This window comes from Bradyrhizobium sp. AZCC 1719, assembly GCF_036924525.1.
GTDB lineage: Bacteria > Pseudomonadota > Alphaproteobacteria > Rhizobiales > Xanthobacteraceae > Bradyrhizobium.
On sequence record NZ_JAZHRU010000001.1, the window covers coordinates 3,672,643 to 3,687,219 of the forward strand.

The window sequence follows — 14,577 nt, forward strand, 5'->3', positions numbered from 1 at the left end:
TTGTTCGGGCTGTAATGGATACGGCTGAACCACGTCCTCACCTATATCCAGAAGAAGAGATCGATGAGCCAACTGATTGTCCGTGCCGGTGAATTTACTTTCCAGGCCCGTTTCGAGGAGCAACTGGCGCCGAAGACGGTCGCTGCCTTTCGCAAGGCGATGCCATTCGAGAGCCAGGCGATCCACGTCCGCTGGAGCGGCGAGGGTGTCTGGATGCCGCTCGGCGATCTCGATTTCGGCGTCTCCTACGAGAACCACACCAGCTATCCCGCGCCCGGCCAGATCATTCTTTATCCCGGCGGCATCAGCGAGACCGAAATCCTGCTGGCCTATGGCGGCGTGCACTTTGCGAGCAAGATGGGCCAACTCGCCGGCAACCATTTCATTACCCTGACTTCGGGGTTGGAGAACCTGACCGCATTCGGCAAGGCCGTGCTGTGGAAGGGCGCGCAGAAGATCCGCTTCGAGGAAGTCTGATCATGGCGGCGCCGACCTATCCGCGCGACTTTCGCGGCTACGGGCGCAACCCGCCCGATCCGAAGTGGCCCGGCAACGCGCGGGTTGCGGTGCAGTTCGTGGTCAATTTCGAGGAAGGCGGCGAGAACAATGTTCTCGACGGCGATCGCGCCTCGGAGGCTTTTTTGTCCGACGTATTGGGTGCGCAGCCCTGGCCCGGACAGCGCCATGCCAACATCGAGTCGATGTTTGAATATGGCTCGCGCGCCGGCTTCTGGCGGCTGTGGCGGGCGTTCACCGGGCGCAATTTGCCGGTCACCGTGTTCGGCGTCGCAAAGGCGTTGCAGCGAAATCCCGACGTGGTTGCTGCCATGAAGGAGGCCGGCTGGGACATCGCCAGCCACAGCCTCAGATGGATCGAGCACAAGGACATGTCGGAGAACGAGGAGCGCACCGAGATCGCGGCGGCGATCCGCGTCCACACCGAGGCAACCGGCGCCCGCCCGCTCGGCTGGTACACCGGGCGCTCCTCGATCAACACCTTAAGGCTTCTGATGGAGGCCGGCGGTCTGCTTTATCTCAGCGACTCCTATGCCGACGACCTGCCGTACTGGATCAAGTCGCGGGGCTCCAAGCCGCATCTGGTCATCCCCTATACGCTCGACGCCAACGACATGCGCTTTGTCAACGCGCAGGGCTTTGGCGGCGGCGATGAATTCTTCACCTACCTCAAGGACAGTTTTGACGTTCTTTATGCGGAAGGTGAGAGCGCGCCGAAGATGATGTCGGTCGGCCTGCATTGCCGGGTCGTCGGCCGCCCCGGGCGCGCGGCGGCGCTGATGCGGTTTCTCGACTACATCGGAAACCACGAGCGCGTCTGGGTACCGACGCGGCTGCAGATCGCGCAGCACTGGCACGCCAATCTGCCGCATCCTGCCGATAGCGCTTTCGATATCGGATGAAGCAATGCTCGGCGATGAAATCGTAAGCCGTATCAATCAGCTCGGAACGATTTCCGAGACGCCCGATCATCTGGCGCGGATATTCCTGTCGCCTGAGCATCGCATCGCGGCCGATCTCATTCTGTCGTGGATGCGGGATGCCGGTATGGAAGCGCATCTCGACGCCATCGGCAATGTCTGCGGCCGTTACGAAGGCGACCGCCCGGGACTGCCGTGCCTGATGTTGGGCTCGCACTACGACACCGTGCGCGATGCCGGCAAATGGGATGGGCCGCTCGGGGTGATCACCGCGATCGCCTGCGTCGCCGATCTGAACCGGCGCGGCGTGCGGCTGCCGTTCGCGATCGAGATCGTCGGTTTCGCCGATGAGGAGGGCGTGCGGTTTGCCTCGACGCTGCTCGGCAGCAGGGCGGTCGCGGGAACCTTCGATGCAAGCGTGCTCGACGCGCGCGACCGTGACGGCGTCTCGATGCGCGAGGCGATGGTGCAATTCGGCCTCGATCCTGGTGAGATCGGTGCGGCGGCGCGGGCGCGGCGCGAGCTGCATGCCTATGTCGAGCTGCATATCGAGCAGGGGCCGGTGCTGGAACAGCAAGACATTCCGGTCGGGGTAGTGACGGCCATCGCGGGCGCCACGCGGCTCGCCGCAAATCTCTCCGGCATGGCCGGCCATGCCGGCACGGTGCCGATGGCGCTGCGGCGCGACGCGCTGGCGGGCGCTGCCGAATGCATCGTCGCGGTCGAGCAATTCTGCAAGGCCGATGGCGCCGGCCTGGTCGGCACCGTCGGCGTGATCAACGCATTGCCGGGCGCAACCAACGTCATTCCGGGGCGTGTCTCCTTCACGCTCGACATCCGCGCGCCGGCCGATCCGCACCGCAAGCGCGCCGTCGCCGAGATCGTGCAGCAGATCGAGGCGATCGCGGCGCGCCGTGAACTGTCGCTGCAGATCGACGTCACCCATGAAAACCGCACCGTGCCCTGCGCGCCATGGCTGAAGGCGCAAGTCGCGGAAGCGGTTGCGGCCGAAGGCTATGGCGTGTTCGAACTGCCGAGCGGGGCGGGGCATGACGGCATGGCAATGATCGATATCGCCGATGTCGCCATGCTGTTCGTGCGCTGCCGCGGCGGGATCAGCCATAACCCGGCCGAGCATGTCGAACTTGCCGACGCAGATGCGGGGGCGCGCGTATTGCTGCGGCTGATCGAGAATTTCCGGCCGAGGTAAAGGCGGCAGGCCTAAGTTTCAGCGTTCGTCTGGATTAAATTTGCGCACCTGCAAGAGCTGACCTGAGCGCTGCTGCGATGCTGGTTTATGACAATGCTGTGACATCACAATTCATCTGACAGAAATACGAATCGACGATGTCATGAGTAGCAACACGTGATAATCGACACCACGGGACGTCGTTGATCCAAGCCTATGCATCGTCATATTTCATTTTCATCACATCACGAATACAGATTTTATCAGGGTCCGTTTGCCTCCTGTGTCGCCAACGGTATTCAGGCCGTCAATTTTCTCGGTGATCGGTTCCTGAGAAAATATCGCCCACCGGCTGGGATCGAGGAGCTGTACAGGCACTCGGTCGACAGTGCCTTTTCTCCGACGGAAGACTTTCTGGTCACGGGGGCGCCGCACGCATCCGCCTATTATCCCCGTGACTTTGCCTGGTTTTATCCCGACGTGCTCGATCCCGAGACCATCGTGGATTCCGAGGATGCTGTCCGCAGGGTTCGCTTGCTCGAAAAAAGCGTCCGGCTGATGCTTGAGGCCGTTCGCTCCAATGTCGTCACGACGACCATTGTTCCCGCAGGCCGCGATCGGTACATCGGCATCAATTACTTCTCGCTGCCGTCGGATACGCTGTTGGGCATCCTCGCGGGTCTGGAACAGATCGTGCGCGCGGACCAAAGGACATCTTCGTTTTTGGCGATGGCGCAGGGAGCCTATGCCGGCCGCTTGTTGCTTGGCGAGTATCGGAAGGACCTGGAGAAAGCGATATTTCAACTTGCCGGCTCGTTGCAGCCGTTCGACGACAACGGCCTCACAGCTTTGCTTTGTGACGTAAACGCACCCCGTTCCGCGGCAACGGATACCCGCGCCGAGCGCCGGCGGTTCGTCACCAATGCATGCGTCTACGCGACTTTTGTGCGCGGCATACGTTTAGGGGTGATCGACCGGATCGAGCTGGAAGGACTGCTCGGACGCGAGCTTTCACAGTATAAAAAGGAGTTGCTCGGGCTGTTCGGCAAGCATGGCTATGTCAGGCATTCCCTGGATTCCAGGAGCGAACCGGGGGCGTCTTCCGTTGCGCTCGACTTCGTCAATGTGCACCAGGGATTTTGGGATCTGAGCGAGGCGGGCGAACGCGCGCTGTTTGCCGCCACGACGGATCTGATACTTGGCGAGCCGCGGTTTCGAATCCCGGACACATTTCACTTCCTGGTGTCCACGGATAACCCGCAGAACAAAGATGATCCACAAGATCGCGGCTCCGGCCTACCAGGGGCGTTCCTGCTGGCCGACGTTCAACGTCGAATTCGCCGATCGCATGCTGGAGTACGATGAATTTTCCGGCACCGACAAGTACCGGTCCTGCGCCCGCGATATTTTGAGGGATATCCGTACCGCGACCGAGACGCACGGCGGATATCAGGAACTGCTGTCGGAAAACGGCCTCAAGTATCGCACGTGGGCCTATCAGGGAGCCGTCGCGCACTCCTGGTTTCCCCGTTTCCTGACGGTCTGGAGGAGGGCATACGGGACCCCGCTGCTGAGCTGGAATTCGCAATCTCTCGAGGCGGCCTCTGCATAGCGAGGCGATGCCCGGCGCCAGTACAGACAAGTTGTCGTTCAGCCCGTGGCAGGCACGCGCAATTGCGGTTTGCTTAGATAATGAGCAGGTGCCCGTCCAGAATGCGTTGGACGGAAAGCGCACCGCCTCAGCATCGACAATCAACGAATTGAAACAACGATCAATTTTGCCGCCGTCGGCCGCCGGCCGCCATTGTACACAATGGCACGCGCTTTGCTTGATTTCTCCCGAGGAGTTCTCTCGTTCGGGGCGCGTACGTCATGGCGAACTCAACAAAGCTCGCAGCGGAGCCGCAGCCGATCGAGCTCGATTGGGCCGCGACCGCGCTTCTCATCATCGACATGCAGCGCGATTTTATGGAGCCGGGCGGTTTTGGCGAGACGCTCGGCAACGATGTCAGCCAGCTTGCGCGCGCGGTGAAGCCGATCGCCGCCGTGCTGGAAGCGGCGCGCGCGGCCGGCATGCTGGTCATTCACACCCGCGAGGGCCATCTGCCCGATCTTTCCGACGCGCCGCCGGCCAAGGTCGAGCGCGGCGCGCCGTCCTTGCGCATCGGCGATCCCGGCCCGATGGGACGCATTCTCATTCGCGGCGAAGCCGGCCACGACATCATTCCCGAACTCTATCCGCTCGACAGCGAGATCGTGATCGACAAGCCGGGTAAGGGCGCGTTCTACGCCACCGAGCTCGGCGACGTGCTGCAGCGCTACGGCATCGAGAATCTTTTGGTATGCGGCGTCACCACTGAGGTCTGCGTCAACACCACCGTGCGCGAAGCCAACGACCGCGGCTATCGCTGCGTGGTGCTGGCGGATGGCTGTGCCTCCTATTTTCCCGAATTCCACGAGATGGGCCTGAAGATGATCAAGGCGCAGGGCGGCATCTTCGGCTGGGTTTCGGTTTCGGCCGCGGTGCTGGAGGCGCTTTTACCGGAGATTCCAACAACGGCAGTAGCGGGGGCATCACGATGAGCGCAACGGGGACATCAGGTACATCCACTTTCAAGCCGGCGCTATGGACGCCAGGCGACTGGAACGCCTTGTTCGGCTTCGGCACCAACATCCTGGTCAACATGCTAGTGCTGACCGGGCTGTTGCGCTTCGTGCTGAAGATGCCGGACAATATCGTTTTCGGCCGCATCCTGCCGGCGCTCGGCCTGATGATGTGCCTCTCGACGTTCTATTACGCGTATCTCGCCTACAGGCTGGCGCAGAAGACCGGCCGCAATGACGTCTGCGCGCTGCCGTCCGGCGTCAGCGTGCCGCACATGTTCATCGTCACCTTCGTGATCATGCTGCCGATCACGCTCAAGACCGGTGACCCCGTGAAGGGCTGGTCGGCCGGCCTGGTCTGGGTGTTCTTCCAGAGTTTTATTCTAATGATCGGCGGATTCATCGCGCCCTACATCCGGAAAATCACCCCGCGCGCGGCGCTGCTCGGCACGCTCGCCGGTGTCTCCGTCACCTTCATCTCGATGCGGCCGGCGCTGGAAATGTACATGACGCCGCAGATCGGCCTGATCTGCTTCGCCATTATCCTGGTGAGCTGGTTCGGTGGCGTGAAATATCCGAAGGGTATTCCGGCGGGCCTCGTCGCCATTGCCGCCGGCATGCTCATCGCCTGGGGATCGAACCTGTTCGGCCTCGGGCTCGGCGGGTTGAGCCTGAAGGGCCTCAGTGATGCCTTTGCCAATTTCGGCTTCTCGGTGCCATTGCCGGCCTTCGGCCATGTGTTCTCCGGCTTCGAATTCCTCGGCATCATCCTGGTAACCGCGATCCCGTTCGGCATCTACGACCTCGTCGAAGCCATGGACAATGTCGAAAGCGCGGAAGCGGCCGGCGACGAATATCCGACCACGCGCGTGCTGACCGCCGACGGCGTCGTCAGCCTGATCGGCTGCCTGATGGGCAATCCCTTCATCAACGATGTTTATATCGGCCATCCCGGCTGGAAAGCGATGGGCGGGCGTATCGGCTATTCGGCCGCGACCGGCATCATGGTGGTGCTGCTGTCGTGGTTCGGCATCATCTCGGTGCTGCTGGCGCTGGTGCCCGTGGTCGCGATCTCGCCGATCTTGCTCTATATCGGCATGCTGATCGGCGCGCAGGCGTTCCAGACCACGCCGCTCAAGCACGCTCCCGCGATCGTGCTGGCGCTGACACCGCATCTCGCGGCGTGGGCGAAGCTGCAGATCGACACCATGCTCGGTGCGAGCATGGCTGCGGCGCAAACCGTCGGCGGTCTCGCCGCCGACAAGGTCGATGCGGTCAAGACGGCCGCCATATCAGCGCTGCCCCAACAGGGCGTGCTCTATCCCGGGCTGGAAGTGATGGGCGGCGGCTCGATCCTCACCGGCCTCGTGCTCGGCGCAATCGGCGTGTTCGTGATCGAACGCGACTTCATGAAGGCGTCGGCGTTCGCACTGGCCGGCGCCATCATGACCTATTTCGGCTTCATGCACGGCGAAGCCGTCGGCATCGGTGGTGGTCTCGGCGTCACGCCGGGGGTGGCGCTGGCCTATGCCGTGATGGCGGCGGGACTGTTTGCGCTGGCGAAGACCAGAGCGAGTGTTGCCTATGGCGCGCGTCCGGAAGTGCCCGCCGCAGCTCCGGCGGAGTGAGCTCTCTCCCCTCATGGTGAGGAGCGCCAACGGGTCGCGCGAATGCGCGCCCGATGACAGGCTCCGCGCGTCTCGAACCATGAGGCCACAGGCGGGGCCTTCATCCTTCGAGACGCCACTTCGCGGCTCCTCAGGATGAGGGGAGAGAGCGACGCTGTCGATATCTATCCCTTCACGAACACCAGCATCGTGCCATTGCCCTCGGCCGGCGGCACCACCACACCGTCGGCGCTCTTCACGCCGACAGCGCCGAGCGCCTTTTCCGCCGCCGCGAGATCGGCCGCGATCACAAGCCCCGCGCCGCCGCGCTCGGGCAGCCCCGCCAGCGGGACGTCAGGGTAGCGTGTGCCGAGCTGGGTCTTTGTCAGGAATATGAAATCGGCGCGGTCGCCGCCCGAGGGGACCGCAATGACGCCGTCCGGTTCGACCCGTGCCTCACGATCGATCATGCTCGCGAGCTGCGCGGCGTCATCCGCCGGCTCCGGGGTGACGATCAGCACCTCCTTCAGGCGCTTGGCGCCATTGGCATGCTTCATCAGTTCGGGAATCCAAACCGTCTCGCGCGTCTTGTGCTGGCAGGCAAACATGCGCACGCCGCCGGGCGCTTCCGCCGTCGGCCATTGGAAGGTGCGAAACTTGGCCGCGGATACCGTGCCATCGGGCATCGTCACGGGACGTTCGAAATCGGTCGGTCCAATCGGCGGATAGCCGCGCGCGCGAATTTCTTCCGCGCCTTCGGCGGAATCCACCGCCGTGAACGCGATGCGCTCGATGCCTTCACCATTCTTCTCCAGATACGTCCGCGCCGGAGCATTATGTTCTGTCGGCGTCAGCACGCCGAGCAATTCCATATAGTCGGGATCGAACATGATGGTGTAGTTGCCCGATCCCATATGTGCGCTGTGGGTGCCGCGCGGCGACACGGTGAAGCCGAGCCGCTTGTAGTTTTCGGCGGCTTTGTCGAGATTTTTCACCATGACCACGGCGTGATCGATTCCGATGATGTTTTTGAGTGCCACTCTTTTGTTCCCTGAGGCTCGTTAGCGGTCTAAGCTAATCCGAACGATCAGTTGCCTGCAAGAAAGGATCATGATGAACACGAGCAACGTCCGCTGGCCCGATTCACTATGGGCGGCCGTGACGCCATCGGGGCCTGATTTACCGGAACTGATCGGCTCGCAGCAGGCCGACGTGATCGTGATCGGCGGAGGCTTCACCGGGCTTTCCACCGCGCTGCATCTGCGCGAAGTGGGCGTCGATGTCGCGATTGTCGAAGCCGCGGAGCCGGGCTGGGGTGCATCGGGCCGCAACAATGGCCAGGTGATCCCGACGCTGTCGCGGCCCGATCCGGAAGATATCATCGCAAAGCACGGCGAGGCGGGAGAACGGTTCGTCGGCATGTTGCGCGACAGCGCTTCTTATCTCTTCGACGTGACAAGGCGCTATAACATCGAGGCCGAAGGGGAGCAGGCCGGCTGGGTTCAGCCCGTGCATTCGCCCGGCCGCATCAAGATCGCGGAACGGCGGGTGCGGCAGTGGTCGAAGTTCGGTGCGCCCGTTGAGTTGTTGTCGCGCGAGCAGACGCGCGACATGCTCGGCTCCGATGCATGGTTCGGCGGCTTCTGGAACAGAAGCGGCGGCCACATCAATCCGCTGGCACTGGCCCGTGGCCTCGCGCGCACCGTGCTCGGCCTCGGCGCGCGCATTTACGCGCGTTCGCCGGCGGAGAGTTTTGAGCGCCGGGGCGACCGCTGGGTGGTTAAGACGGCGAAGGGGGAAGTTTCCGGCCGCGCGCTTGTCGTGGCGAGCAATGCCTATAGCGGCGAGTTCTCCAAATCGCTGGTGCCTGAGATTGCGCGCGAGGTGATGCCGGTGCTGTCGTGGCAGATGGCGACGCAACCGTTGTCGGACAACGTCCGCAACACCATCATCCCCGGCCGGCAGGCGATGTCGGATACCCATGGCGAACTCTACTTCGCGCGCTATGACGCGCGAAACCGCCTCGTCACCGGCGGCGCGGTGATCGGCCCCGGCAACAAGGAGGAGCGGATCAAGGCGCGCGTCACCGAGCGCCTGCAGCGGCTGTGGCCGCAGATCGGCGAGGTCTCGTTCGATTATGTCTGGAACGGCTATGTCGGCATGACCACGGATTTCCTGCCGCGCATCCATCGGCTTGGTCCCAACGCCTATGGCTGGACCGGCTGCAACGGCCGCGCCGTGTCGCTGACGATGCCTCTTGGCAACGAACTCGCAAAGGCCGTCCGCGGCGTGCCGGAGAGCGAGCTGGCACTTCCGTTCACCGAGCCGGTGCCGATCATCGCGCACGGCATTTTGCGCAAGCTGGCGCCGCTGATGCTGCTGGTCTACCGCCGGCGAGATGCCAGGGAGATGGCGTGATCTTCTCCCTCTTCCCCGCGAACAGCCGCAAGGGGGGAGGGAGCTACTACACCGCCTCCGTGTCGTGCTCCCTCGCGAATTCCCCGCCCGGGATGGAATCGAGCAGCGCGCGCGTATACGGATGCTGCGGGTTGCCGAACACCTCTGCAGCCAGCCCGTGCTCCACCACCTCGCCATCCTTCATCACCGCGACGAGGTCGCAGATTTGCGCCGCCACGCGCAGATCATGGGTGATGAAGACGATCGAAAGCCCGAGCCGCGTCCGCAATTCGGCGAGGAGCTTTAACACCTGCGCCTGCACGGAAACGTCCAGCGCCGACACCGGCTCGTCCGCCACCAGCACGTCCGGCTTCAGCGCCAAGGCACGGGCGAGGCCGATGCGCTGGCGCTGGCCGCCGGAGAATTCGTGCGGATAGCGGTCGCCGGCCGAAGGATCCAGTCCGACCAGTGCGAACAGCTCCTTGGCGTGCGCGATGGCTTCCGCCCGCGGCGTGCCGTGCACGGTTGGCCCCTGCGCCACCAATTCCGCCGCCTTGCGGCGCGGGTTGAGCGAGGCGAACGGGTCCTGAAACACCATCTGGATATGCCGCGTCTCGCGACGCACCTCTTCGCGCGGCATTTTCGCCCAGTCGCTGCCGTCGAGCACGATCGATCCCGTATCCGGATCGATCAGCCGCACGATGCAGCGCGCCAGCGTCGATTTGCCCGAGCCGGATTCGCCGACAATGCCGAGCGTCGCCCCGCGTGGCAGATTGAGCGACACGTTCTTCACGGCCGCCGTCACCCGCGCGCCGCGCCCGAGAAAGCCACCGGTGCGATAGGTCTTCGAGACATCGGTGATCGTCAGGATGTTGTCAGAGGCAAGTGCCCGCGGGGGAGGCGCGTTCAGTGGTGGCACCGCGGCAATGAGCTGTTTGGTATAGGCGTGCTGTGGATGGTGCAGCACGTCGGAAGCCGTACCCTGTTCGACGATGACGCCGTGCTGCATCACCACCACGCGGTCGGCGATCTCGGCGACCACGCCGAAATCATGGGTGATGAACATGACTGCGGTCCTGCGGCGCTGCTGCAGGTCGCGGATCAGTTTTAATATCTGCGCCTGCGTCGTGACGTCGAGCGCCGTCGTCGGCTCGTCGGCAATCAGGAGTTTCGGATCGAGCGCCAGCGCCATCGCGATCATGGCCCGTTGGCGCTGCCCGCCGGATAGCTCATGCGGGTAGGCCTTTGCCGCCAGCTTCGGATCGGGAATGCGGACGTCGGCGAGCAGGGCCAACACTTTCGCGCCGATCTCGGCCTTCGACAATTCGGTATGGATCGAGAACATCTCGGCGATCTGGTCGCCGATGGTGCGCAGCGGATTGAGCGCCGTCATCGGCTCCTGGAAGATCATGGCAATGCCGGCGCCGCGGACCTCGCGCATTTCAGCAACCGAAGCTGCGCAGAGGTCGCGGCCCTCGAATAGCATCCGGCCGCCATCGATCGTCACCTCATTGGGCAACAGCCGCATGATCGCATTCGCCATCATCGACTTGCCGGAGCCGGATTCGCCGACCACGCAGAGGATCTCGTTGGAAGCGATTTCCAGCGACACGCCCGATAGCGCATGCGCTCTATCCGCGCCGCCGGGGAGGCGGACGCTCAAGCGATCGAGCGAGAGGATGGTCTCGTGCTCGCTCATCGGCCTTTCAGCCTCGGATTGAGCGCATCATTGAGGCCCTGGCCGACCAGCGACACCGCGAGCACGGTAACGAGGATGGCGATGCCGGGGATTGCCGAGACGTACCATTGCACCCGCAGCACATCGCGGCCGAGGCCGATCAGATTGCCCCAGGACGCCACGTTCGGATCCGACAGCCGCAGGAAAGCGAGCGCGCTTTCGAGCAGGATCGCGACCGCCATCACGACGCTTGCGTAGACGATGACGGGCGGCAGCGCATTGGGCAGGATCTCGCCGAAAATGAGCTGGATATTCTTCATGCCGAGTGTCCGCCCGGCCTGGACGAACTCGCGGTTACGCAGCGACAAAAATTCCGCGCGGGTCAGCCGCGCCGGCGCAGGCCACGACACTACGCCGACGGCGATGGTGACCGTCGTCAAGGTCGAGCCGAACACCGCGACCAGTACCAAGAGCAGCACGAAGTTCGGCAGCGTCTGGAACGCTTCGGTGATCCGCATCAAGACATTGTCGACCCAGCCGCCGTGATAGCCGGCGAAAGCGCCGACGAGAATGCCGATCAGGATCGCGATAGCGGTTGCGACGCCGCCGATCAAAAGCGATATCCGCGCGCCGTAGAAGATCTGCGCGGCGATATCGCGTCCCGAATTGTCGGTGCCGAGCAGGAAGCGCGGGTTGGAGAACGGCCAGACCAGCGGCCGGCCGGCGAGCGCCAGCGGATCGCGCGGGTAGAACCAGCCGGCGGAAATCGCCATCGCGATCACGATCAGGAGCAGGATCAGGCCTGCGACCGCGGCGGGACTTCGGAAGTAGCGCTTGACCGCGTCCATGGCGTCAGCCCTCCGCCGTGATGCGCGGATCGAGCCGCGCATAGATGAGGTCGACGACGAAGTTTACGGTGATGACGAGCAGCGCCGAGACGAAGACGATGCCAAGCAAGGTATTGAGGTCGCGCTGCACCACAGACTCGTAGGCAAGCCGCCCGAGCCCCGGCAACGAGAACACGCTTTCGACCACCACCGATCCGCCCAGCATGGTGCCGGCCTGCAGCCCGATCAGCGTCACCATCGGCAACAGCGCATTGCGCAGCACGTGCCGCGTCACCACGCGGGTCTCGTCGAGGCCCTTTGCGCGCGCGGTGCGGACGTAATCGAGATTGAGAACCTCCAGCATCGAAGCGCGCATGATACGAAGATAAATGGCGAGAAAGATCAGCCCGAGGGTGAGCGTCGGCAGCACCAGATGGCTCGCGATATCGAGCACGCGCCCGATGCCGGTCCGCATCGTCCCGATATCCTCGAAACCGCCGGGCGGAAGCCATTGCAGATAGACCGAGAACACGACAATGGCCATCAGGCCGAACCAGAACGAGGGCGTGGCGTAGAAGATCAGGCCAAGCGTGGAGATCAGCGTATCCGGCCAGCGGTTGACGCCACGTGCGGCGATCACGCCGAACACCAGGCCGAAGAAGAACGCAAACGACAGCGACGCGGTCATCAAAAGGATCGTCGGCGGCAGCCTTTCCAGGATGACCGAGGCCACCGGCTTGCCGTAGATCGAGGAAAAGCCGAGGTCGAGCCGCACCAGCCGCCAGAGGTAATTGCCGAGCTGGGCCGGGATCGAGAGGTCGAGCCCATAGAATTTGCGCAGTTCCTTGGCGGTCGCGGCATCGCCGCCGCCCATCTGCGCCATCATGGCGTCGACGGTGTCGCCCGGTGCGAACTGCAGCAGCAGGAACACGCCGATCAGGATCAGGATCAAGGTCGGGATCGAGGCGGCAAGCCGCCGCCCCGCAAGGCTCAGAATGCGCATAGACCTATCTTGGCGGATATCGGCTTAAGCCGAAAGCCAAAGATCGTGCCAGCTTGTCGATCCCCAGCGCGGGGTATTGGAATGGTTGCGTGCCTTCGCCGTAATCGTGGTGACGAAAATTTGCTCGATCGGCATCCAGACCGGCAGCTCCGTGTTCACTTCCTTGACGAATTGGGCGTAGAGCGCCTTGCGCCTGGCCGGATCGACTTCGGTTGCGGCATCGTCGATGGTCTTGTCCACATTCTTGTCTTCCCAGCCCCACTGGTTGGTCCATGGCGCGCCCTTCGGCTGGCCGGAGCGATACCAGACCGTGGTCGAGACCGCGGGATCGTTGCGGTATTGGTGCCAGCCGGTGGCGAGATCGAAGGCGTGCTCGTCATAGACCTGCTTGAGGAAGCCGCCGCCGTCGTTACGCACGATCTCGATGGGGATGCCGATCTCGCCCAGCGACTGCTGGATGAAGGTCGACCACAGCGAGATGTCCTCGCCCCACGGCGCGGGCAACAGCTTTAGCGTGAAGCGCGTGCCGCCGGTGCCCGGCTTGAAGCCGGCTTCATTCAGCAGCGCGGCGGCCTTGGCCTTGTCGTAAGGGTATTGCGGCGTGTTCGGGCCCGGATAGAAATCGGTCGAGGTCGAGGGGATCGGCCCGGTGCCGAGCTTGGCGAAATCGCCGAGAAAGTTTTCGATGAAGAACGGCACGTTGATCGCATGCGCGATCGCACGGCGGACGCGGATGTCGGACAGTTCCTTGCGGCGGAAGTTGAACTCCAGCGTATTGGTCCGCGCATTGCCTTCATTGCCCTTGGTGGAGACGATGAAGCGCTTGTCCTTGGAAAGCCGCGCCAGGTCCGAGAGCGTTAGTCCCGAGAACGGCGAGTAGTGCAGCTCACCGGCCTCCATCTGCGCGGCCGCCGCAGAGCGGTCGGTGATCACGCGCCAGACGATGCGATCGAGATACGGCGCGTTCGGGCGCCAGTAATTCTCGTTGCGGTCGGCGATGACATATTGCCCGCGCTCATATTTGACGAACTTGAACGGCCCGGTGCCGACCGGCGCGAGGTTGGTCGGGTTCTGGCGGATATCGCCGCTCTCATAAAGATGCTTGGCCGAGACGTAGCCGAGGTCGGGCAGGGCGCGGAGCAGCAGGTTCAGCGGCATCGGCCGCTCGTATTTGAAGATCGCGGTCTGGGCATCAGGCGTTTCCACTGCAGTGAGGAAGAGCTGCAGCGTCGATCCGTAATTGAGGATCTTCTTCCACATGTTCATGGCGGTGAATTCGACGTCGGCCGAGGTGAACGGCTTGCCGTCGTGCCAGGTGATGCCCTTGCGCAGCTTGAACGTCACCGTCTTGCCGTCGGGCGAGGCTTCCCAGCTTTCGGCGAGCACGCCGACCGGTTGGCCGTTGGCGTCGAGATCGACGAGGTTTTCCTGGATCTTGCCGCCGATAATGTAGACGCCGGTGGAAGCCTGGATGCTCGGATTGAGCTGGCGCTGCTCGGCGCCGTAATGGACGTTGAACACGCCGCCCTTGCGCGGCGTCTCCTGCGCAAAGGCCCGCATCGGATTGATCACGTTGGCCGCGATGGCTGCCGACGTCAGCAGCGCGGTGCGGCGATTGATCTCAAGGCGCGTCAAATCCATGCGAAGTCTCCGAACACGATATTGATGGCAGACCGTTCACGCGTCCGCCTTAAGGCGATGTTACGATGGAAGGCCAACGCGAGTCATTTTCAAATCAACGCGCAGGGCGGAAAATCCTTCCAGAAAACAACGTGCTTACTGGCCGATCAGTCTTGCGCATTTTGTCCTGTCGGAAGGCAAATCACGGCTCGCCTC

At 63.2% G+C, this 14,577-nt stretch carries 11 protein-coding genes and 1 pseudogene; 7 read left to right on the top strand and 5 right to left on the bottom strand.

What is annotated here, in order from left to right; translation table 11 throughout:
* The first annotated feature begins 63 nt into the window (after positions 1-63).
* From V1292_RS17185 to V1292_RS17210, 6 genes and pseudogenes are all read left to right on the top strand, one after another.
* Positions 64-477 (top strand): DUF3830 family protein, encoded by a 414-nt coding sequence (locus tag V1292_RS17185; protein ID WP_057851712.1) that lies wholly within the window; start codon positions 64-66, stop codon positions 475-477.
* Positions 478-479: 2 nt separating this feature from the next.
* Positions 480-1,418 carry an allantoinase PuuE gene (gene puuE / locus V1292_RS17190; protein WP_334373907.1) on the top strand — a complete coding sequence of 313 codons (939 nt, stop codon included), beginning with the start codon at positions 480-482 and terminating at the stop codon, positions 1,416-1,418.
* A gap of 4 nt (positions 1,419-1,422) precedes the next feature.
* Positions 1,423-2,646: an allantoate amidohydrolase gene (locus V1292_RS17195; protein WP_334373908.1), complete on the top strand. Its 1,224-nt coding sequence runs from the start codon at positions 1,423-1,425 to the stop codon at positions 2,644-2,646.
* A gap of 195 nt (positions 2,647-2,841) precedes the next feature.
* A pseudogene (locus V1292_RS17200) lies at positions 2,842-4,237 on the top strand (hypothetical protein).
* Positions 4,238-4,497: 260 nt separating this feature from the next.
* Positions 4,498-5,208 (top strand): cysteine hydrolase family protein, encoded by a 711-nt coding sequence (locus V1292_RS17205; protein WP_334373909.1) that lies wholly within the window; start codon positions 4,498-4,500, stop codon positions 5,206-5,208.
* Positions 5,205-6,857: a regulator gene (locus tag V1292_RS17210; protein WP_334373910.1), complete on the top strand. Its 1,653-nt coding sequence runs from the start codon at positions 5,205-5,207 to the stop codon at positions 6,855-6,857. The genes V1292_RS17205 and V1292_RS17210 overlap by 4 nt, the downstream gene beginning before the upstream one ends.
* Positions 6,858-7,021: 164 nt before the next feature.
* Here the strand turns inward: V1292_RS17210 and V1292_RS17215 are convergent, their stop codons facing one another.
* Positions 7,022-7,876 carry a VOC family protein gene (locus tag V1292_RS17215; protein ID WP_334373911.1) on the bottom strand — a complete coding sequence of 285 codons (855 nt, stop codon included), beginning with the start codon at positions 7,874-7,876 and terminating at the stop codon, positions 7,022-7,024.
* Positions 7,877-7,949: 73 nt separating this feature from the next.
* Here V1292_RS17215 and V1292_RS17220 point away from each other — a divergent pair, with 73 nt between their 5' ends.
* On the top strand, positions 7,950-9,254 hold the full coding sequence (locus V1292_RS17220; protein ID WP_334377080.1) for an NAD(P)/FAD-dependent oxidoreductase: 1,305 nt from the start codon (positions 7,950-7,952) through the stop codon (positions 9,252-9,254).
* 46 nt (positions 9,255-9,300) lie between these two features.
* On the opposite strand, the gene V1292_RS17225 is transcribed toward V1292_RS17220, so the two are convergent.
* From V1292_RS17225 to V1292_RS17240, 4 genes are read right to left on the bottom strand one after another with little or no spacing between them, the layout of a single operon-like run.
* The gene (locus V1292_RS17225) at positions 9,301-10,932 is read right to left on the bottom strand and encodes an ABC transporter ATP-binding protein (protein WP_334373912.1); all 1,632 of its coding nucleotides are present in this window, start codon (positions 10,930-10,932) and stop codon (positions 9,301-9,303) included.
* Positions 10,929-11,759, bottom strand: a complete 831-nt coding sequence (locus V1292_RS17230; protein ID WP_334373913.1) for an ABC transporter permease — start codon at positions 11,757-11,759, stop codon at positions 10,929-10,931. The genes V1292_RS17225 and V1292_RS17230 overlap by 4 nt, the downstream gene beginning before the upstream one ends.
* A gap of 4 nt (positions 11,760-11,763) precedes the next feature.
* The gene (locus V1292_RS17235; protein WP_334373915.1) at positions 11,764-12,741 is read right to left on the bottom strand and encodes an ABC transporter permease; all 978 of its coding nucleotides are present in this window, start codon (positions 12,739-12,741) and stop codon (positions 11,764-11,766) included.
* 24 nt (positions 12,742-12,765) lie between these two features.
* On the bottom strand, positions 12,766-14,382 hold the full coding sequence (locus V1292_RS17240; protein WP_334373916.1) for an ABC transporter substrate-binding protein: 1,617 nt from the start codon (positions 14,380-14,382) through the stop codon (positions 12,766-12,768).
* Between the last annotated feature and the right edge of the window lie 195 nt (positions 14,383-14,577).